This window comes from Flavobacterium sp. W20_MBD1_R3, assembly GCF_052119725.1.
Classification (GTDB): Bacteria; Bacteroidota; Bacteroidia; order Flavobacteriales; family Flavobacteriaceae; genus Flavobacterium.
In genome coordinates this window covers 288,818-309,509 of the sequence record NZ_JBGQOR010000001.1, presented here as the reverse complement: position 1 = coordinate 309,509, position 20,692 = coordinate 288,818, and the positions used below count along the sequence as shown (strand labels likewise).

The 20,692-nt window shown below is 32.4% G+C and carries 14 protein-coding genes; 7 read left to right on the top strand and 7 right to left on the bottom strand.

The genetic code is table 11. The features are described from left to right. Nucleotides 1-2 precede the first annotated feature (2 nt). The 5 genes from ACEN2F_RS01290 to tsaD form a co-directional block, all read right to left on the bottom strand. Nucleotides 3-1,094, bottom strand: a complete 1,092-nt coding sequence (locus ACEN2F_RS01290) for an AI-2E family transporter (RefSeq protein ID WP_441735038.1) — start codon at nucleotides 1,092-1,094, stop codon at nucleotides 3-5. Nucleotides 1,095-1,169: 75 nt separating this feature from the next. After that, the gene (locus tag ACEN2F_RS01285; protein WP_441735035.1) at nucleotides 1,170-2,114 is read right to left on the bottom strand and encodes a zinc metalloprotease; all 945 of its coding nucleotides are present in this window, start codon (nucleotides 2,112-2,114) and stop codon (nucleotides 1,170-1,172) included. A gap of 526 nt (nucleotides 2,115-2,640) precedes the next feature. Then, entirely contained in the window at nucleotides 2,641-3,279 is a 639-nt protein-coding gene (locus ACEN2F_RS01280) for a DUF4159 domain-containing protein (protein WP_441735032.1), read from the bottom strand. Between the two features lie 21 nt (nucleotides 3,280-3,300). Continuing rightward, nucleotides 3,301-4,008, bottom strand: a complete 708-nt coding sequence (locus ACEN2F_RS01275) for a 16S rRNA (uracil(1498)-N(3))-methyltransferase (protein WP_441735029.1) — start codon at nucleotides 4,006-4,008, stop codon at nucleotides 3,301-3,303. A gap of 2 nt (nucleotides 4,009-4,010) precedes the next feature. After that, nucleotides 4,011-5,033 (bottom strand): tRNA (adenosine(37)-N6)-threonylcarbamoyltransferase complex transferase subunit TsaD, encoded by a 1,023-nt coding sequence (gene tsaD, locus ACEN2F_RS01270; RefSeq protein WP_441735027.1) that lies wholly within the window; start codon nucleotides 5,031-5,033, stop codon nucleotides 4,011-4,013. 206 nt (nucleotides 5,034-5,239) lie between these two features. Between tsaD and ACEN2F_RS01265 the strand changes: the two genes are divergently transcribed. From ACEN2F_RS01265 to ACEN2F_RS01250, 4 genes are all read left to right on the top strand, one after another. After that, nucleotides 5,240-9,682 carry a translocation/assembly module TamB domain-containing protein gene (locus ACEN2F_RS01265; RefSeq protein WP_441735024.1) on the top strand — a complete coding sequence of 1,481 codons (4,443 nt, stop codon included), beginning with the start codon at nucleotides 5,240-5,242 and terminating at the stop codon, nucleotides 9,680-9,682. A gap of 399 nt (nucleotides 9,683-10,081) precedes the next feature. After that, a complete protein-coding gene (gene pfkA, locus ACEN2F_RS01260; protein ID WP_441735021.1) occupies nucleotides 10,082-11,068 on the top strand; it encodes a 6-phosphofructokinase in 987 nt (328 codons plus the stop codon). A gap of 74 nt (nucleotides 11,069-11,142) precedes the next feature. Next, nucleotides 11,143-12,147, top strand: coding sequence for a type I glyceraldehyde-3-phosphate dehydrogenase (gene gap / locus ACEN2F_RS01255; RefSeq protein ID WP_441735018.1), 1,005 nt, complete (start codon nucleotides 11,143-11,145; stop codon nucleotides 12,145-12,147). A gap of 138 nt (nucleotides 12,148-12,285) precedes the next feature. Beyond that, nucleotides 12,286-13,137, top strand: a complete 852-nt coding sequence (locus ACEN2F_RS01250) for an N-acetylglucosamine kinase (protein ID WP_441735015.1) — start codon at nucleotides 12,286-12,288, stop codon at nucleotides 13,135-13,137. Between the two features lie 119 nt (nucleotides 13,138-13,256). Here ACEN2F_RS01250 and ACEN2F_RS01245 read toward each other — a convergent pair whose 3' ends face one another. Together ACEN2F_RS01245 and ACEN2F_RS01240 are read right to left on the bottom strand one after the other, a co-directional pair. Next, nucleotides 13,257-13,637, bottom strand: a complete 381-nt coding sequence (locus ACEN2F_RS01245; protein ID WP_441735012.1) for a RidA family protein — start codon at nucleotides 13,635-13,637, stop codon at nucleotides 13,257-13,259. Nucleotides 13,638-13,686: 49 nt separating this feature from the next. Next, nucleotides 13,687-16,437: a putative LPS assembly protein LptD gene (locus ACEN2F_RS01240; protein ID WP_441735009.1), complete on the bottom strand. Its 2,751-nt coding sequence runs from the start codon at nucleotides 16,435-16,437 to the stop codon at nucleotides 13,687-13,689. Nucleotides 16,438-16,520: 83 nt separating this feature from the next. On the opposite strand from ACEN2F_RS01240, the gene ACEN2F_RS01235 reads away from it, so the two are divergent. The 3 genes from ACEN2F_RS01235 (at nucleotide 16,521) to ACEN2F_RS01225 (ending at nucleotide 20,658) form a co-directional block, all read left to right on the top strand. After that, nucleotides 16,521-17,678 carry an N-acetylmuramoyl-L-alanine amidase family protein gene (locus tag ACEN2F_RS01235; protein ID WP_441735006.1) on the top strand — a complete coding sequence of 386 codons (1,158 nt, stop codon included), beginning with the start codon at nucleotides 16,521-16,523 and terminating at the stop codon, nucleotides 17,676-17,678. A gap of 677 nt (nucleotides 17,679-18,355) precedes the next feature. Continuing rightward, on the top strand, nucleotides 18,356-19,321 hold the full coding sequence (locus ACEN2F_RS01230; protein WP_441735003.1) for an MlaD family protein: 966 nt from the start codon (nucleotides 18,356-18,358) through the stop codon (nucleotides 19,319-19,321). Between the two features lie 5 nt (nucleotides 19,322-19,326). Next, nucleotides 19,327-20,658, top strand: a complete 1,332-nt coding sequence (locus ACEN2F_RS01225; RefSeq protein ID WP_441735001.1) for a 4Fe-4S dicluster domain-containing protein — start codon at nucleotides 19,327-19,329, stop codon at nucleotides 20,656-20,658. Nucleotides 20,659-20,692: the final 34 nt, after the last annotated feature.

The following is a 20,692-nucleotide window of genomic DNA, read 5'->3' as shown; positions in this document are numbered from 1 at the left end:
AATTAAAGGTCTTTAGTTAATAATTGAATAATCTTATTCTCCGGAAAAAATTCTTTTCCTATGACCTTCATTATTGTGTACAAAGGAACTGCAACAATCATTCCCAATATTCCAAAAAGAAAACCGGCGATCAGGATCACCAAAAATATTTCTAAAGGATGTGAACTGACACTTTTTGAAAAAATAATTGGTTGAGATAAATTGTTATCAATAATCTGAACGATCCAGAAACCAATAAGAACATAAATAGTGGTAGGTAAAATATCAGATTGAAAGTCACTACCTAAATTACTGATCATTGTCAAAATTGCGGCTAATACAGATGCAATTAATGGACCTATATAGGGTATTATATTTAGGATGGCACATAAAAAAGCAATAACAAATGCATTAGGAATGCCAAAAATGACCAGAACAATCAAATACAAAATGAAAACGATAAATAGTTGAAGCAATAATCCAATAAAATAACGAGATAGTAAGTGGTTTATTTTTTCTATGGAATGTAAAACTTGGACTTCATGGCTATTAGGAATTAATTTTTTTGCTCCTCTAAGAAACATGGATCGATCTTTTAAAAAGAAAAAAGTAATAAAAAGTACCGAAGCTAATCCCATACCAAAACTGCTGATCGTTCCCAAAATTGCATTTAGAAAATTTGGAATAATATTAAAATTTATTTTTGAAGTAATGTTGGCTTCCTTCAGCATTTGTGAAGAATCAATTTGGTGACTTTCTAAAAATACTGCAATCTGATGGGATAACTGGGTTATGTTTTTTTCAATTTCAGCTGTATTAAGCAAAGATAAGTTTTGTCCTTGGGATAAAATTAATGGAATAAACATCATTATGAATCCGAAAATAAGCAGGATAAAAATAAATAAAGTTGTAATAGTAGCAAAGAGATGATTGAATTTTAGTCTTCTTTTGAAAAAATCAGAAATTGGATATCCAATCAATGTGAGTATAGAAGATACTACAAGATAAATTATAACCGATTGAATTTGGTAAAAAAACAACAGAACCAAAGCACTTACAACTACGGTAAGAAGTGCTCGAACGATGCCGTTAGAAATGGTTTTAGAAGTAATCATAGCAGTAAATTTGGGGCCAAAGATAAAAAAAACTCGCTAACATGTAGCGAGTTTTAAATTCTAAAAAACTAAAAATTATATTCCGAAACCTGCTCTAGCTCCACCAGAAACAAAAAGAGCATCCATTCTTGATTTTTGTCCACTTGTAAACATGTACATTCCTCTATCATCTGTGTAATCCATATAGTTCATGGTCATTTCTACTGGAGTACCAGTACAAGTGCTGTAATGAGGGTAAGCTGGAACACCATAATTTGCAGTGTTGTGTGTAGGTGTGTCAGAAACTAAATCGCTACCACAAGTAGCATCACCCCAAATGTGACGTAAGTTCATCCAGTGTCCTACTTCATGAGTTGCTGTTCTTCCTAAATTATAAACTCCTGAAACTGTACCTGTACGTCCAAAAGCGTTATTGTCCATAACTACTCCGTCCGTAGCAGCAGCTCCACCAGGAAATTGTGCATAACCAAGAATACCACCACCCATATTACAAGACCACATGTTTAAAACTGTTGATGGTGTTGTTGGAGCAATTCCTTTTGCCGATTTTTTCATGGCATCATTTGTTGACCAAGAAGTTGTTGTTGTAGCTCTTCGAACTACGTTTTGCAATACAAATGTGATTCCAATGTTAGCTTTTACTCCTGAGAATAAAGTAGGAACACTACTGTAATCAGAGTTGGCAGCATTAAAATCTTCATTTAAAACATCTATTTGAGATTGTATTTGCGCTAAAGAAATGTTTTCAGCAGCAGTTTTGTACAAAACGTTTACTACTACCGGAATTTCAACTTTTCCGTTTACTAATCGACTAGATAGCATTGCTTTTTCAGTAAAAGCTTCAATTTTATTCATTCTCAAGGCTAAAGTTGGGTCTGCTTTCATTTGTGCAGCTAGAACTTCTTGGGAGGCACAACCGCGTTGCAATATAGTACTTGCTTCTGGCATTATTTCTGTTGAGTCATTTTGACAAGAGAAAAGCATTAAAAAAGCAGCAACTGGTAAAATAATCTTTTTCATAATGGGTTTGTTATAAATTAATAGATTTGGTTAATTATTTCACAATTTTATAACAATTTTTTCATAAAAAAAATTAAATTTTAGTTTTTTATCTAAAATAGACTGTTTGCGTAGCATTATACTACACTTGTTGTTTTTTTCTTGTTTTTATTTTTAAGTAGTTTCTTTCAAATGCGTTTGTTTTGTATAAATTTATTTTTTTTCGTTGATTATATCACAATTTCATGCTAATAATAGTAACTATTGCTAATTTTAATATGAATATCTTATTAGTTGGTTTTTCTTAAATAGTTGTTAATGTGTGATTTAATTTGAGCTGAATAAGATTTCTTTTCAAAATAGCGATCATTAAACCAGAGAAACAGACATTAATTACAAAAATTATATGTGTTTTGTCAAGCGGGAAATAACAGTAAATTATAAAATTTTATTAATGATTTAGCCGTAAAAAAGACAAGTTTCTAGCCAAAGAAGTGTTTGTGAAATTCAGGTTTTGCACATTTGAAAAAACAGGTGTAGGGCGGAATTAATTATTAAAAATATAATTCATAATATTAGCCCCCATTTTTAATGCTTTTTCGCGAACCGCTGCTGGATCATTATTGACCTCAGGATCTTCCCAACCATCCCCTAAATCAGATTCGTAGGTGTAAAGGAGTACTAATTTATTTTCTATAAAAAGTCCAAAAGCTTGAGGTCGTTTACCGTCGTGTTCGTGTATTTTAGGCAATCCGTTTGGGAACGAAAATGGTTTTTGAAAAATGACATGACTAGAAGGAAGCTCCACTAGATTATTATTTGGAAATATTTTTTTGATTTCTTTTCGGATGTATTGATCCAATCCATAGTTATCATCAATATGAAGAAATCCACCAGCTTGTAAGTATTTTTTTAGATTATCTGCAGCAGCATCACTAAAAACTACATTTCCATGACCTGTAATATGCACATAAGGATACGAAAGTAGGTCAGGACTATCAGGCTCAACAGTTGCGGGCTTCGGTTTTATTTTGGTATTAATAGTAGCATTGCAATATTTTATCAAATTAGGCAATGAAGTTGGATTTGCATACCAATCACCACCACCACTGTATTTTACTAATGCAATTTCTTGCGAAAACAATGGTGTTGAAAAGATCAACAGTAGATAAAATAGATTCCTCATAATTAATGAAATCAGTGATTCTTAGTCCTCATTAATGAATACCACACTGTGACAGGCAACAATTGCCGCGGTTTCTGTTCTTAATCTGGTATTTCCCAAAGAAACAGCAGTAAAATCATTCTCTAGAGCTAATGCTATTTCTTTTTCTGAAAAATCGCCTTCAGGACCTATAAGTAATGTAATATCTTCATTTGGTTTCAAAACGGATTTCAGTGTTCTTTTATCTGTTTCTTCACAATGAGCAATCAGTTTTAAACCTTCATTTTTAAGTTTGATAAATTCCTTAAAGGTAATAGCAGGATTCAATTTAGGAAGAAATAATTCATTCGATTGCTTCATGGCAGTCAACAAAATTTTATCAAATCGCTCATTGTTAATTACTTTTCGTTCCGAGTGGTCACAAATAATTGGCGTGATTTCATGAATGCCTATTTCAGTTGCTTTTTCTAAAAACCATTCGTAACGGTCGTTCATTTTAGTTGGTGCGACAGCCAGATGTATCCTAAATTTTGCAGCGGGTGCTTTTTCAAAGGAAAGGATTCTAACGGTACATTTACTATCAGAAGCCAATGTTATTTCTGTTTTGAATAAAAAACCTAAGCCATTGGTTACAAATAAAATATCGGTATCTTTCTTTCGTAATACTTTGATAATGTGCTTGCTTTCTTCTTTGTCAAAAGAAAAAATTTCAGTAGATTCAGTGATCGTTGGATTATAGAATAATTGCATAATTATAATTGTATTCTTGCTTTAGAAACAACCGAAGAAGTTTCAAATGTTTGAGTTAAAAATTTTTGATAGCCAACAATTCCTATCATTGCAGCATTATCAGTAGTGTATTCAAATTTAGGAATAAAGGTTTTCCAACCATATTTTTTTTCCGTTTCTTTCAAGGTATTTCGGATTCCGGAATTAGCAGAAACACCGCCACCAATCGCTATTTGTTTGATCCCGGTTTCTTTTACGGCTAATTTTAACTTGTCCATTAAAATTTCAATAATAGTATATTGTATCGATGCGCAAATATCATTTAGATTTTCTGCAACAAAGTCCGGATTTTCTAATTTTTTCTTTTGAATAAAATATAAAATAGCAGTTTTCAAACCAGAAAAACTAAAGTTTAAACCAGGTACTTTAGGTTTTGTAAATACAAATGCCTTTGGGTTCCCTAATTGTGCGTATTTATCAATTAATGGACCTCCGGGATAGGGGAGGCCTAAAATTTTAGCGCTTTTGTCAAAAGCTTCTCCAACTGCATCATCAGTGGTTTGACCAATCACAGTCATATCAAAAAAGTGATCCACTTTGATAATTTGTGTGTGTCCGCCGCTAATGGTCATGGCTAAGAAGGGGAAACTTGGTTTTTCATATCCTTCTTCTGCTATATAATGCGCCAAGACATGAGCTTGCATGTGATTTACGGCGATCAAAGGAATTTGTAATGCCAGGGCAAGTGATTTTGCAAACGAACTTCCTACTAAAAGTGATCCCATAAGTCCTGGACCTTGCGTAAATGCAATTGCAGATAACTGTTCTTTTTGTATATTTGCCTTTCTTAGCGCGGCATCGACTACAGGAACTATGTTTTGTTGATGCGCACGAGAAGCCAGCTCAGGAACCACGCCGCCATATTGATTATGAATTAGCTGATTTGCAACAACATTTGACAACACTTTATCGTTGTGTAAAACGGCCGCTGCAGTATCATCACAAGAACTTTCAATAGCAAGAATAAAAACCTCGGGATTTTGCATAAAAAGGCATTAATTTTGAGTTACATTTGGTGAGTATTTTTACAAAAAAAAACATTTTTTATGTAAAAGCCAAAATTAAAGAATTTTTATTTAAGGTGCAGGGGTTTCCAGAGGTAAAATGAAATTTTAGAAAATTTAAACATATAGTAGGTATCAAAAAATTTAAAAAAATAGTATTTCGGTCTATACTTGGACTAATCCTACTTTTGCTTGTACTTGGTATTGCTCTAACTCTGCCATTTGTTCAAACTAAAATAGCACAATATTTTACAAAAAGTCTTAATGAAGACTTTGGAACTAACATTGCCATTGATGGGGTTGATATATCTGTTTTTGGAGGCGTAAAGTTCAAAAAAGTATTGATTCTGGATCATCATAAAGATACTTTAATTTACTCCAACAGAATTGCTACGACTATTTTAGAAGGTAAAAAATTATTGGATGGTGATTTGATTTTTGGAGATTTGCGTTTGCATGGTTTATTTTTTAATTTAAAAACATACAAGAACGAAAAGCAATCCAATCTGGATAAATTTATTGCCGCATTTGAAACTGGAAAACCTTCAACAAAGAAATTTCTTCTTAAGGTAGACGACTTAAAGATTTACGATAGTCGTTTTATGCTGACGGATTTAAATCGGGATATTCCAAAAAACCTCGACTTTACAAAACTAAATGCATCAACATCAAACTTTAAGATTTTTGGTCAGGATGTGACAACGATGATCAATACCATGTCGTTTTTAGATTTTCGTGGTTTATACGTTAAAAATTTAAAATCAAAATTCAGTTATTCCAGAAAAAATTTAAAGCTAGAAAATTTAGATTTACTGACCAAAGAATCCACGGTCAAAGGAACTGTTCTATTAAAATATAAAATTGAAGATTTTTCTAATTTTACAGATAAAGTTCTCTTTGATATACAACTGGATGCGGCTTCAATTGCTTCAAATGATATTCGCTATTTTTATAAAGAACTAGGTAAAAACCAACATTTTTATACAAAAGCAAGTATAAAGGGAACTCTAAATGATTTAAAGTTTAAAAATCTGAGATTAATTGATGACCGTAAAACACAGATTAATGGTGATATTAATTTTAAAAATCTATTTGCTAAAAAAGGTCAAAAATTTTCTATGTACGCCAAGTTTGACAAATTAACGTCCAGCTACGGTGATTTAGTTGTTATACTGCCCAATGTTCTTGGAAATAAATTACCAAGTTCTCTAAAAAAACTAGGACGATTTTCAGCCTCTGGAGTCTCTACTGTTTCAACCACTTTTGTAAAAGCTGATTTTTCCATGATTACTGCACTTGGCAAAGTATTTTCTAACTTAGAAATACAAAATATCAATGTTATTGATAGAGCGTCGTACACTGGAAACGTGATTCTAGAGCAGTTTGATATTGGTACTCTATTGGACCAAAAAGAGTTAGGAACAGTTAGTTTGAATATTGATGTGGATGGTAAAGGATTCAAGGAAAAATATTTAGACACGGACATTAAAGGGAATATTAGTCAAATAGAGTATAAAAATTATAATTATACCGCTATTGTTGTCAATGGAACGCTCAAAAATCCGAATTACAAAGGACAAATTTCGATTCAAGATCCTAATTTAAAAATGAATTTTGACGGGTCATTGGATTTAAGTAAAAAAGACAACCGATATGATTTTCATATTAATGTTGAGAATGCAGATTTGAATAAATTAAAGTTAATTAAAGATTCCATTGGTATATTTAAAGGAGATGTGGTGGTTCAGGCTTCTGGAAATAGCATAGAAAATTTTCAAGGAAATGTGTACATAAATGAAACCTCTTATCAAAATGCAAAAGACACTTATAACTTTGATGATTTCGCTATAAATTCCGTTTTTGACGAAAATAAAGTGAGAACGATAACCGTTAATTCTCCAGATATTGTGCAGGGTGAAATTGTAGGTAAATATGAATTTAACCAATTGGAAAACTTAGTAAAAAATTCGTTGGGTAGTCTTTATACGAATTTCAAACCCGATAAGGTCAAAAAAGGACAGTTTCTCAAATTTAACTTTTCTATTTACAATAAAATAATTGAAATATTTTATCCTGAAATTTCGATTGCACCAAATACTATTGTAAAAGGAAACATAAACTCCGACAATCAGGAATTTAAACTCAATTTTAATTCGCCTCAAATTATTGCCTCAAAAATTACGTTGGACAACATAAGAGTTTCGGTTGATAATAAAAATCCTTTGTACAATGCCTACATCGAATTGGACAGTATAAAAACCAAATATTATAAAATTCGTGATTTTAGTTTGATAAATGTAACAATGAAGGACACATTGTATTTTCGTTCGGAATTTAAGGGAGGTCCGCAGGCTGAGGATTATTTTAATCTCAATTTATATCATACCATAAATAAGGACAATGATAATGTGGTAGGTATTAGTAAATCTGAAGTGAAATTTAAAGATTATTTATGGTTTTTGAATGAAAATGAAGCAACCAATAATAAAGTTGTTTTTGATAAATCATTTCAAAACTTCAACATAGATAATATTGTTTTATCACATGAAGATCAGGAAATATCTTTAGATGGTTTTTTAAAAAATACGACAATTAAGGATTTACAATTGCGGTTCAAAGATGTAGATTTAAATAAAATTACGCCCACTAATAATAAATTTATTGCTTTTGGAAACATTAATGGAAAAGTGAATTTTAAGCAAAATAAAGATGTTTTTCAGCCTACATCATCAATAGTAATTGATAATTTGATTTTAAATAAAACAGATTTAGGAACGTTAAATTTTGAAATTGAAGGAGATGAAAGTCTTCGAAAGTTTACCATTAATTCTAATTTGGAAAACGAAAATTTTGAATCGTTTAACGCTGATGGTAGTTTTGAAATTGTTAATAAAGAAACCATTCTTGATTTGAGATTAAAATTTGACAAATTTAATATTGCAACGTTAAACTCTTTGGGAGGTGAAGTGTTGTCTAATATCAGAGGATCTGTAGCTGGGAATGCTACAATAGCGGGAAATCTTAAAAAGCCTAACATAAACGGCAGGTTATACTTAGATGATGGGGGCATAACAATTCCTTACCTGAATGTTGATTATGGTTTAAGTGATAACACCATTATAGATCTGACTGCTGAACGATTCTTGTTTAGAAACAATACGTTGACGGACACTAAATATGGGACTGTTGGGAACTTAAACGGAAGTATAGAGCACAATAATTTTTCAGATTGGAAATTAGATTTAGCGTTAACTTCAAATAGGCTTTTAGCTTTGGATACAAAAGATAGCGAAGATTCTGCTTATTACGGCACTGCTTTTATTGACGGAATTGCTACTATAAAGGGACCAACGAACTCATTATTTATAAAAGTAGCGGCAAAGTCAGAAAAGGGAACAGCAATAAAAATTCCTATCAACAATGCCGAAAGTGTCAGTGATAATATTTTTCTTCACTTTCTAACTGCTAAGGAAAAATATAACGTAAAGAACGGTATTGTAGAAAATATTAGAAATTATAACGGACTTGAGTTAGAGTTTGATTTTGATATTACTCCAGATGCCGAAGTAGAAGTAATTCTGGACCGCAACACTGGTCATGGGATGAAGGGAAAAGGTTTTGGATCGTTATTATTCAAAATAAATACTATGGGAAAATTCAATATGTGGGGAGATTTTCAAGCGTATGAAGGAACTTATAATTTTAAATATGGAGGACTGATTGACAAGAAGTTTGAAGTTAAAAAAGGAGGTTCTATTTCTTGGGAAGGAAATCCAATGCGCGCCCAATTAAACCTGGAGGCCGTGTACAAAACCACTGCCAATCCTGCAATTTTGTTAGAAAACGCATCTTTTAATACTAAAGTACCTGTTGAAGTTATTATAGGGATTAGAGGAGATTTGACCAGTCCAGAACCGATTTTTAATATAGAATTTCCAACGGTCAGTACGGTATTAAAATCAGAAATACAATATAAATTAAATGATAAAGACGTGAGACAAACTCAAGCTTTGTACTTATTGTCTTCTGGAGGATTTTTAAGTCCGGAAGGAGTAAGTCAGTCCGATTTTTCTGGAAGTTTATTTGAGACTGCCTCTAGTCTTTTAGGGGGAATAATACAATCAGACGATGAAAAGTTTAAAGTGGGTCTGAATTTTATTGGAGCCGACAGAAGAATAGGAAGAGAAACAGATGGACGATTTGTTGCAACAATTTCATCGAAAATAAATGAAAGAATTACCATTAACGGAAAGCTAGGAGTTCCCTTTGGCGGAATTAATGAATCTGCAATTGTGGGTGATTTAGAAGTTCTTTTCCGGGTCAATGAAGATGGAACGCTGAATTTACGGTTGTTTAACAAAGAAAACGATATTAATTATATAGGTCAAGGTATTGGTTATACTCAAGGATTAGGGGTATCTTATGAAGTTGATTTTGATACGTTTCAGGAGTTTGTGAATAAAATTTTCAAGAACTTAAAAATTGATAGAGTATCAGCACCTGCAGCCGAAGATCAAGATTCTAATGTGTCTCCTGAATATATTAAGATTTTGAAAGCTAAAAGAGCCAAGAAATCCAAAATAGAAAAAATCAACCAGAATCAAGAGGGTTTAATTCCTGAGGAAAATTAATTAAGTGATTTATATTTTCTGCATAGAATATGTTTTTAACAAAAAGAGTTAAAGATAAAAATTGCAAGACAGCCAATAAATAAGATTATTTCACAGCCATTTTAATTAAATTGTAAGACCTAATTTAATTACTTCTTGGCCTGTATGTTAACTACATTTCGTAATTTCTGATTTGGAATGATTTAACAAATTGATGCTAAAATGTGGTTGAAATTATGATTATATTGCTAAATATCAAATAAAAATTCATTTTTTTTATGAATACAAATGTGGTTTATGTTGGTTTTTTTAAAACTTATTAACGAAAACGTTTGAATTTATTACACTGCACTAACTTATAAAAAACAAGGTGCTGTAAGTGCATAATGTTTGTTAGCTTTACACTTTAATACTTAAATAATGCCAAAAACAATTAAAAAAGTTGGTGTTCTTACATCGGGAGGTGACTCGCCGGGTATGAATGCAGCAATTAGATCCGTTGTTCGAACATGTGCTTATCACGCTATTGAATGCATAGGAATATACAGAGGATATCAAGGAATGATTGAAGGAGACTTCAAGGATATGGGTCCCAGAAGTGTAAATAACATTGTAAATAAAGGCGGAACGATTCTGAAATCAGCTCGGTCCTTAGAATTTAAAACTCCTGAAGGAAGAAAAAAAGCACACGATAATTTAGTGAAAGCTGGGATAGATGCTTTAGTAGTGATAGGTGGTGACGGTACATTTACCGGAGGTTTGTTATTTAATAATGAATTTGATTTTCCTGTAATGGGAATTCCCGGAACTATTGACAATGATATTTTTGGAACTAGTCACACATTAGGGTATGATACTGCGTTAAATACTGTTGTAGATGTTATCGATAAAATTAGAGATACGGCAAGTTCACACAATCGTTTGTTTTTTGTAGAAGTGATGGGTAGAGATGCTGGTCACATCGCCTTGAATGCAGGAATTGGTGCAGGAGCTGAAGAAATTCTGATTCCTGAAGAAGATTTGGGATTAGAACGTTTATTAGAATCGCTTCAAAAAAGTAAGGCCGCTGGAAAATCATCTAGTATAGTTGTCATAGCCGAAGGTGATAAAATAGGTAAAAACGTATTTGAATTAAAAGATTACGTAGAAACACATTTACCAGAGTATGATGTTCGAGTTTCGGTTTTGGGTCACATGCAACGCGGTGGTTCGCCTTCTTGTTTTGATAGGGTTCTTGCCAGCAGATTAGGAGTAAAAGCAGTTGAATCTTTACTTGAAGGTAAATCTAAACTGATGGTGGGATTGCAAAACGATACCATTTCATTAACTCCATTGGAACAAGCCATTAAGGGGAAAACAGAAATTGATAAAGAATTATTAAGAGTTTCAGACATAATGTCGACTTAAAGTGCTTTGCGTTTATAAGGAGCAAAATAAACGTTGAAGACTGTTAATGTTTAAATAAATAAAATTAAAGTAAAATGTCAAAAGTAAAATTAGGAATAAACGGTTTTGGAAGAATTGGAAGAATTGTTTTTAGAGAATCGTACAACAGAGATAATGTAGAAGTAGTAGCAATTAATGACTTATTAGATGTTGATCATTTAGCTTACTTATTAAAATACGATTCAGTTCACGGGCGCTTCAATGGAACTGTAGAAGTAAAAGAAGGAAAACTTTTTGTAAACGGAAAAAACATTCGTATTACAGCTGAAAGAAATCCAGCAGATTTAAAATGGAATGAAGTTGATGTTGATGTAGTTGCTGAATGTACAGGTTTTTTTACAACTATTGAAACTGCAAACGAGCACATCAAAGGTGGTGCTAAGAAAGTAATTATTTCGGCACCTTCTGCTGATGCTCCTATGTTTGTAATGGGTGTTAATCATGACAAAGCATTAGCTTCTGATACAGTAGTGTCTAATGCATCTTGTACTACCAATTGTTTGGCTCCATTGGCCAAAGTAATCAATGATAATTTTGGAATTGTTGAAGGTTTGATGACTACTATTCATGCAACTACTTCAACTCAAATGACTAATGACGGACCATCAAGAAAAGATTTCCGTGGTGGTAGATCTGCATTGGTAAATATGATTCCATCTAGCACAGGAGCTGCAAAAGCAGTAGGAAAAGTAATTCCAGAATTAAATGGAAAATTAACAGGTATGTCTATGCGTGTTCCTACAGTTGACGTTTCTGTAGTAGATTTGACTGTGAAATTAGCCAAAGAAACTACTTATGAAGAAATAATGGCCGTTTTAAAAACAGCTTCTGAAACTACTATGAAAGGTGTTTTAGGATACACTGAAGATGCGGTTGTATCACAAGATTTCGTATCTGATTCACGTACTTCTATCGTTGATGCAAATGCAGGAATTGGTTTGAATTCTACTTTTTTCAAAATTGTATCTTGGTACGATAATGAATATGGGTATTCAAGCAAATTGATCGATTTATCTGTGCACATTGCAGGTTTAAAATAATAAATTATAGTCACAAGATCCCGTTATTTTATTTTAACGGGATTTTGTTTTTTATTCCCTTTTTCATTTAATTTTTTTTAATATCTTTATTTTAAATAACATAAGGAAATACAACTTCAAAACCAAAACCCCAAAAAAATGAGATTAATAGTTGATAGTGGTTCTACCAAAGCCGATTGGATAGCAATAGATTCAAACGGTAAAATATTGTTCACAACTCAAACCTTAGGATTAAATCCTGAAGTACTTGAAGAAAATGAAATTATTGATCGTTTAAATGATCGTTTTGATATTTTGCAAAACAAGAAAAATGCAACCCATTTATTTTTTTATGGAGCGGGTTGTGGGACTGATAAAATGAAAATTGCATTGTCTCAGGTTTTTCAAAACTATTTTCCTAACGCCATTATAGATGTTAAAGAAGATACCTATGCAGCCGTTTATGCAACGACTCCAAAAGGTGAAAAAGCAATTGTTTCTATTTTAGGAACAGGATCTAACTGTAGTTATTTTGATGGTAAAGAACTTCATCAAAAAGTACAATCATTAGGCTACATTGCCATGGATGATTGTAGCGGAAATGTTTTTGGAAAAGAACTAATCAGAAAATATTACTTTAACAAAATGCCTCAAGAACTGGCCATTGAATTTGAAAAAGAATACGACCTTGATCCAGATGCGATAAAAAATAAACTTTATAAAGAGCCAAATCCAAATGCTTATTTAGCCACTTTTGCTAAGTTTCTAATTCAGCATAAGGAAACGGAATTCTGCAGAAAAATTATTTTCAAGGGCATGAAATCTTTTGTAAAAAATTACATAAAACAATACGATAACTGCAAAGAGATTCCAATTCATTTTGTTGGTTCTATTGCTTTTTATCTCAAAGAAGAATTACAAGAAACTTTTGATAAATATGAGCTGCAATTAGGTAATGTATTGCGAAGACCAATTGATGGTTTAATAGCGTATCATATTGCAAATAAATAGTTTTTCGTTTTTAAATTAAAAATCACTACTAATTTACTTTATATAAGTTCATTAGTAGTGATTTTTTTTATGACAAAAAAGTGATTTCAGCATTTATAGAACCGTAATCTGGCTAGTTGTTAAAGAATAGCGATCATTGATATTTCGACATTTACATTTTTTGGCAAGCAAGCCACTTGAACTGTTTCGCGTGCTGGAGCAGTTTTTTCGTTAAAATAAGAACCGTAAACCGTGTTTATTTTTCCAAAATCATTCATATCCATAATAAAAATTGTGGTCTTTACTATATTTTCAAAAGTCATACCTGCCGTTTCCAGAACTGCTTTCATATTTTGCATGACTTGCTCTGTTTCGGCTTCAATTGTATCAAGAACTAGCGTTCCAGTTGCTGGATTTATCGCAATTTGACCTGACGCATACAGTGTGTTTCCTTTCAAAACTGCTTGATTGTAAGGGCCAATGGGTGCAGGAGCATTTTCTGTAAAAATTATCTTTTTCATGATTATATTGATGTAATTGATTTAGGTTATAAAACAAACGTTCCAATTATTATCGGTTGATGGTGCTTCGTTTGTCCCATTTAATGTCGCTGAGCACACCTGATTTTATTCCAATGAAGAATCCCCAATTTGCATTTTCTCCCATTGGCGACCAGTTAAAATCCATTCTCCAGCTTAATAAATCCCGTTCAAAACGGAGTTGGGTAAAGGTGACCCCTTTTTGAACAAAATCATATCCCGTTGAAACTCCTGCTTTCCACTTAGGCGTAATATCAGCATTAGCAGAAATCATTATTGAGTTACCAATGATTTGATTCTCTCTATTATTATTTCCGTAAGTCAATGAATAAGCAAAGGTCATGTCCCAAGGTAACTTTGAATTAAAAAATTCAGAGATTTTATCTTCTCCAGCATCTTCCTCGTCTTCGTCAAATTGACTGCTTCGGTTGTCTCCTAAATCTGTATTGGTACCAAATAAATCATCTGCACGCCCCCCGTTTCTTCTACTTTGTTCATTTGTGTCTTTGTCTTTTTTATCATTTCCTTTGCTGGAAATGGAGTAATTCAGAGTCATATTAGAACTAGTCATTCTAAAAAGACTACCGCCATTGTTAATATTAAAGACATTGATTCGGTTTCCGGAGTTGTCAATCGCGTACGGATCTAGCGTAGCGCCAAAGTTGACATTCATTTTGTTTTTAAATAATTGTGTTCCTCCGCTTAATCTCATCGGTGCAAAGGCAAGTGAATTTATGCCATCTGCATCTAAATTGTAACTAGTAGACAAATTTAAATTGTTCAACAACATGATTTTTTTTGGCTCAACCTTAGTACTATCACTATCCGTTACTTTAGCTTCAAAGGTGTTGCTTAAGTCAAATCCTAATGAATTAGAATTACTCAATCCAGGTGCTCCAAAAATACCATTTTCAAATCGGGAATATTGTTTTGTCATCGTTCCAGTAGCATCAGATGCATAAGTGTCATAATATTTCTCAAAACTAGGAGTGTAGCCGTACGAAACGGATGGCCGCATTACATGCCGTATCGATTTTATTTTTTTGTTTTCACCAAAATTAAATGTACCATAAATAGTAGTTCCTACACTAGATGAAAAGGAATAGGTTCTAAAAGCATCAAAACCATTGATAGTTTTGTCAACTACCTTGCTTTGGTCTTGATCAAAATTTCTTTCGATTGTTTTGGTATACCAAATTTCTTCATAATTAACGGATGTAGAAGCGCTGAAATATTTAAAGAGTTTAAAATTGGTACTTAATGGAATGCTGTGTTGAAAACCAATTTTGGCATCGCGAAACATTTGCGGTTTGAAGAATAATGAATCTGTGGTAACGATGCTATTTCGACCATTCAGATTGTATTGTAAATTGATATTCTTAAAAAAACCTTTTTTTACTCCGTCTTTACCAACAAAAGGATAGATCCGATCCACACTTAATTGTAGTGTGGGTAATGTCATATTGATTTCCTCTGTTTGTGTGTTTTGTGAATGTGTTGCTGTTAATGACATTCTAACTTGCGGAATTGAAGTAAATGTTTTTGAATACGAAACAGATGAACTTAGGGTATTGTTAAGATTTGATCCAATATTGACCTGATTGATCGATTGCTTGAAGTACTTACTACTTCCAAGATTCACGGAAGCTGAAAAACTAGAGTTAGGACTTGCTTTTGTGTCCTTCGAATGTGACCACTGTATGTTGTAAATATTTTGTTTTAAGTAATCAGGATACCCTCTTTCGCTGGTGATTAAGTTTTCAAATCGAATATTTAAATTCCCTCTGTAATTGTATCGTTTGGCGTAGCTAGATTCAAAACGCAAACCGTAACTTCCATTGGTGTAGTAATCTCCTAAAACGGTTAAATCATAATTGTCGCTCAATGCAAAATAATAACCCAAATTTTGTAAAGAAAACCCTCTGTTATTAGAATCGTTATAACTAGGCAAAATTAATCCTGATATACTTGTTTCTTGGCTCATTGGAAAAAAAGCAAAGGGTAATGCAATTGGGGTTGGAACATTCGCAATAACCATATTAGTCAATCCAGTAACTACTTTTTTGCCGGGTATAAACTTTACTTTGTTTGTTTGAAAATAATATTCGGGGTTATCCACATCTTTTGAAGTAGTAAATCGCGCTCCTTTTAAGAAATAAACAGAATCATTTTCTTTTTTTGTCAGAGTTGCTTTAATTTTAAACTCACCTTGATCTGAGCGTGAGTTCCAAATTAAAGCTTTTTTTGTTTTAAAATTAAATCGGATGGAATCAGGTTCAACTGCATTTGTGCCTTGTTTGAAATTGGGAAACTGCGTGTACGCTCCCGTTGAATCTTTGATACGGCCTGCATAAACCTCATTTTTTTCATAATCAAGTATTATAATACCAGACTTTAACTCAATATCTTGGTAATATAATTCTGCTTTATCATATAATGTGATTGTTTTTTTCTTTTGATCAATTTTAGCATATTGCTCTGCTTTGTATTTCACCTTTCCGTCAAGAAATGCTTTTTTAGGCTTGATGCTATCTTTTTGAATGGAGTCCGTCTCTTTAGCAATAGTCGCAACAGTTGTAATTTTTTTTGTATTGTTTAGCGTGGTACTATCTGCTTGTTTACTAACAGGTATAGCTGTATTTTTTTTTGTTATATCTTGTGAATATAATTTACCAGAACCTAAAGATAGGAAGATTGATAATAAAACGGTATGAAATAAGTTTGTATACAAAGGTTTAAATGCTATTTTTGTAAAATTATGGCCTGTTTTTTGAGATGTCAAACTTACATATAAATTTTTGTCAAAAATAGTCAAATAAATAAATTTATACCTTTAGTCTTCTAATAAAATTAACTTATAGCTTTATGCACAATACCTATAAAATCAAAATTATAGTTACTTTTTTTATGACGATAGTTTCGCTATCCGCTTTTTGTCAAACTAATGCTTTCAAGGTAACGCTTGATGCTGGTCATGGCGATCATGATTATGGTGCAGTTTACGATGGTCGGATCGAAAAAAACATTGCTTTGGCGGTTGTTTTAAAAGTGGGAAAACTTTTAGAAGCAACGCCACAAATAAATGTAAATTTCACCAGAAAAACAGATGTTTTCATCGACTTAATTGAGAGAGCCAATATTGCGAATAGGTTTAATGCTAATATTTTTGTGTCCATCCATTGCAATGCCAACAGGAATACGGCAGCTGATGGAACCGAAACGTATGTCATGGGTTTGAGCAAGATTGCCTCGAATCTTGAAGCTGCAAAAAAAGAAAACTCTGTAATAACCCTTGAAAAAGATTACCAACGAAAATATGAAGGATTTGATCCAAACTCTCCGGAAACGATGATTGGTATGACTTTAATGCAAGAGGAATATTTAGATAATAGTATAAGACTGGCCAGTAAAGTAGAAGATGCTTTTGCTGATTTAGGAAAAAAAATACGAGGAGGCGGAGTAAAGCAAGCACCCTTTATGGTACTTCACAAAGCTTATATGCCGCGAGTATTGATAGAAATGGGATTTATTTCTAATCCTGCTGAAGGAAATAGATTGAATTCAGAAGAAGGTCAAAATGAAATTGCCAGAGCCATAGCAGGAGCTATTATTGGATATAAAAAAGAATATTTTGGAAGTGGAGAAGCTGAAGTTTTAGAAGTAAAACCTTCTCAGAAAATCATTGAAGATAAAGTAAAGGATACTGCCGCTCCCGTAAAAGCAAAAATAAATTTGCAATCTGATAATTCAAAAAAACCAGTTGATAATTCTAAGACTTCATTTAAAGTGCAACTTTCCGCTAGTATCAAAAAAGTTCCGCTCGTGCCTAAAAATTTTAAAGGGTTAAACAATATCTCCGTCGTTTATGAAAATAAAGTATACAAATATATGTTTGGAGACACAACAGACTATGATGAAGCAAGAAAACAGTTGAATGAAGCAAAAGCAAAAGGATATGGGACTGCTTTTCTGATTGCCTTTAAAAATGGAGAGAAAATTAGCATTCAAGAAGCTCTAGAATAATAAGCTTAATCGTTTTATGAAATTATATAATTTTGTACGGAATTGTATTTACAAGGCTAAGTAGAGCGCCGCGTATGTTGTCGTTTCTATTATTTAAGATAATAGGTGGTATTTTAAATTTTGTACATCATGATTCATATTCAGGAACCTTAAATGTTGGTTTTATCGAAGTACTTTGATATCAATATCTGTCGCGTCAGAAAAAGTCAAATAATGAGGTACATGAGTTTTTAAGCAGAATGCTACTTTTTCAAATATAATTCTCTTTTTTTTAGAAATTCTACTAATTAAATTGCGACTTTGTAAAAGCAATAAGTGATTGCTAAGGAGGAAAGTGAAGTCCTGTATTTGAAAAAATCATCAAAAAAATAGATTGCTAATACGATCTTTTAAAATTAGAAGATCCCGCTGTAACATCTAAAATTTCATTTTTTTTTCTTTATGGAAGTTCAAAATGGAATGATTGAATAATGAAAAAATATTTTTTTTAATATAAATATCTGTAAATCAAGTGTATTTTAAAAATGTAAAATCGAAAAATTAATAAACCACTAGAAAATACAGTCGTAAACGGAATTGTATTGAGGGACTAAAAGAAAGTTAGTATTTAAGAAGCAATTAAATATTAACAACAACTTAAAATATTTTATATTAAATTTGTAAAAAATACTTAAATTTTGAAAATAACACGAGAAATCAAAACTGCAATTTTAGTAATTGCAGCCATTTTATTATTTATTTGGGGCTATAGTTTTTTAAAAGGCAGAAACCTTTTCACAGATTACAAAACTTTTTATGTAGAATATAAAAGCGTTGAAGGGCTTGGCACATCAGCGCCAGTGACTTTAAATGGAATGGTAGTTGGTAAAGTCAGCAGCATTTCAATAAACGAAAATACGGGACTCTTACTAGTCGAAATGCAACTGAATACTGATTTTCCTATTTCTAAATCGAGTATTGCGTCAATCTACGAGCCAGGGTTTATTGGTGGGAAGCAAATTGCAATTATACCTAATTTTGAAGACAAGGACTTAGCAGTTGATGGCCAGAAATTACAAGGTGGCATAAAAATGGGTCTTACAGATAAAGTAGGTGATCAGTTAGCTCCTCTTCAAGAGAAACTAGAGAAATTATTAGGAAGTACTGAAAAATTAATTTCAGGTTTAAATAATGTTTTAGATCCAGAAGGACAAAAGGATTTAAAACTTACTGTGGATGAATTGGGTAAAACTATTGAGCAGTTCCATAAACTTTCCTTGAATGTCAATAATTTATTAGAAACTAACAAAACGCAAATCAATGGTGTTGTAAGTAATTTTAGTACTATATCGAGAAATTTTTCTAAAATTTCAGATTCATTGAATAAAGCAGATTTAGGTAAAACAGCCAGAAATTTGAATGCCACTTTATCCAGAGTTGATGGTATTATGAGTGGTTTAGAATCTGGTAAAGGGTCTATGGGCAAATTATTAAACGACGAAGCTTTCTACCAAAATATAAAAAATTCTACCAAAGAATTAGAATTATTACTTCAAGATATTAGACTTTATCCAACACGATATGTGAACATTTCTATATTTGGAAAGAAAAACAAACCGTACACAGGACCTGTAATTGATTCTGTTTCTAATGATATAAAATAGCAAATATGAGCTACTTAGATAACATTTTATTCGCCATTACGCTAATTGTAGGCTTTGGATTTTTTTTTACCAGCGTCAAAAAAATCAAACGGAATATTAATCTTGGAACAGATGTGAATCGTTTTGATACTCCCAAAGCACGTTGGGCCAATATGGCTAAAATTGCTCTTGGTCAATCAAAAATGGTAAGACGGCCTGTTGCTGGGATATTCCATGTTATCGTGTATGTTGGTTTTGTAATTATAAACATTGAACTACTAGAAATTATAATCGACGGACTTTTTGGTACCCATCGTATTTTTGCCTTTTTAGGGGTAACATATGATGTGCTAATCGCTTCTTTTGAAATTCTTGCATTTCTAGTTTTAGTTGCCGTATCTGTTTTTTGGATTAGAAGAAATGTGATTAAACTGAAAAGATTTGTAAGTTCCGATTTAAAAGGCTGGCCTAAAAGCGACGGAAATTACATCTTGTATTTTGAGGTGGTTTTGATGACTTTGTTTTTGCTTATGAATGCTTCTGATTTACATTTGCAAAATGTACCTGGAGGTTTTTCTCATTTTATAAAAGCAGGTTTTTTTCCTGTGAGTCAATTTATTGAGCCTATTTTCAATGGAATGTCAAATGAATTGGTCATGTTGCTTTCAGAAATATTTTGGTGGTTACATATTGTGGGAATTTTAATTTTCATGAATTACCTTTATTTTTCTAAACACTTGCATATACTATTAGCTTTTCCAAATACCTATTTTGCAAATCTGAATCCACAAGGACAGTTTGATAATTTAGAGTCTGTTACCAAAGAAGTAAAGTTAATGATGGATCCTAATGCTGATCCTTTTGCGGCCGCACCCGTAGATGAAAATGCGGTTCCAAGCAAGTTTGGCGCAAGTGATATTCAGGATTTAAATTGGGTACAATTGTTGAACGCCTATACTTGCACAGAATGTGGTCGTTGTACATCAGTTTGTCCAGCAAATATAACTGGTAAAAAATTGTCTCCGCGAAAAATCATGATGGATACCAGAGACAGGATGGAAGAAGTGGGTAGAAATATAGATGCCAATAAAGGTGTTTTTATTCCGGATAACAAAACATTATTGAACGACTATATTACTAAGGAAGAGCTTTGGGCTTGTACTTCTTGTAATGCTTGTGTGGAAGAATGTCCCGTAAACATTAGCCCGCTTTCTATAATTATGGATATGCGACGCTATTTAGTTATGGAACAAAGTGCAGCTCCAATGCCTTTGAATGCTATGATGACCAATATAGAAAATAATGGAGCGCCATGGCAATACAATCAACAAGACCGATTGAATTGGAAAAATGAATAATTGTTTATTAGCTAAAGGTTATTTAATGAGCTAA

What these genes read in the sequence shown, in the direction of transcription:
- ACEN2F_RS01290 (WP_441735038.1), bottom strand. Translation starts at nt 1,094, where the DNA reads ATGATTACTTCTAAAACCATTTCTAACGGCATCGTTCGAGCACTTCTT.
- ACEN2F_RS01285 (WP_441735035.1), bottom strand. Translation starts at nt 2,114, where the DNA reads ATGAAAAAGATTATTTTACCAGTTGCTGCTTTTTTAATGCTTTTCTCT.
- ACEN2F_RS01280 (WP_441735032.1), bottom strand. Translation starts at nt 3,279, where the DNA reads ATGAGGAATCTATTTTATCTACTGTTGATCTTTTCAACACCATTGTTT.
- ACEN2F_RS01275 (WP_441735029.1), bottom strand. Translation starts at nt 4,008, where the DNA reads ATGCAATTATTCTATAATCCAACGATCACTGAATCTACTGAAATTTTT.
- tsaD (WP_441735027.1), bottom strand. Translation starts at nt 5,033, where the DNA reads ATGCAAAATCCCGAGGTTTTTATTCTTGCTATTGAAAGTTCTTGTGAT.
- pfkA (WP_441735021.1), top strand. Translation starts at nt 10,082, where the DNA reads ATGCCAAAAACAATTAAAAAAGTTGGTGTTCTTACATCGGGAGGTGAC.
- gap (WP_441735018.1), top strand. Translation starts at nt 11,143, where the DNA reads ATGTCAAAAGTAAAATTAGGAATAAACGGTTTTGGAAGAATTGGAAGA.
- ACEN2F_RS01250 (WP_441735015.1), top strand. Translation starts at nt 12,286, where the DNA reads ATGAGATTAATAGTTGATAGTGGTTCTACCAAAGCCGATTGGATAGCA.
- ACEN2F_RS01245 (WP_441735012.1), bottom strand. Translation starts at nt 13,637, where the DNA reads ATGAAAAAGATAATTTTTACAGAAAATGCTCCTGCACCCATTGGCCCT.
- ACEN2F_RS01235 (WP_441735006.1), top strand. Translation starts at nt 16,521, where the DNA reads ATGCACAATACCTATAAAATCAAAATTATAGTTACTTTTTTTATGACG.
- ACEN2F_RS01225 (WP_441735001.1), top strand. Translation starts at nt 19,327, where the DNA reads ATGAGCTACTTAGATAACATTTTATTCGCCATTACGCTAATTGTAGGC.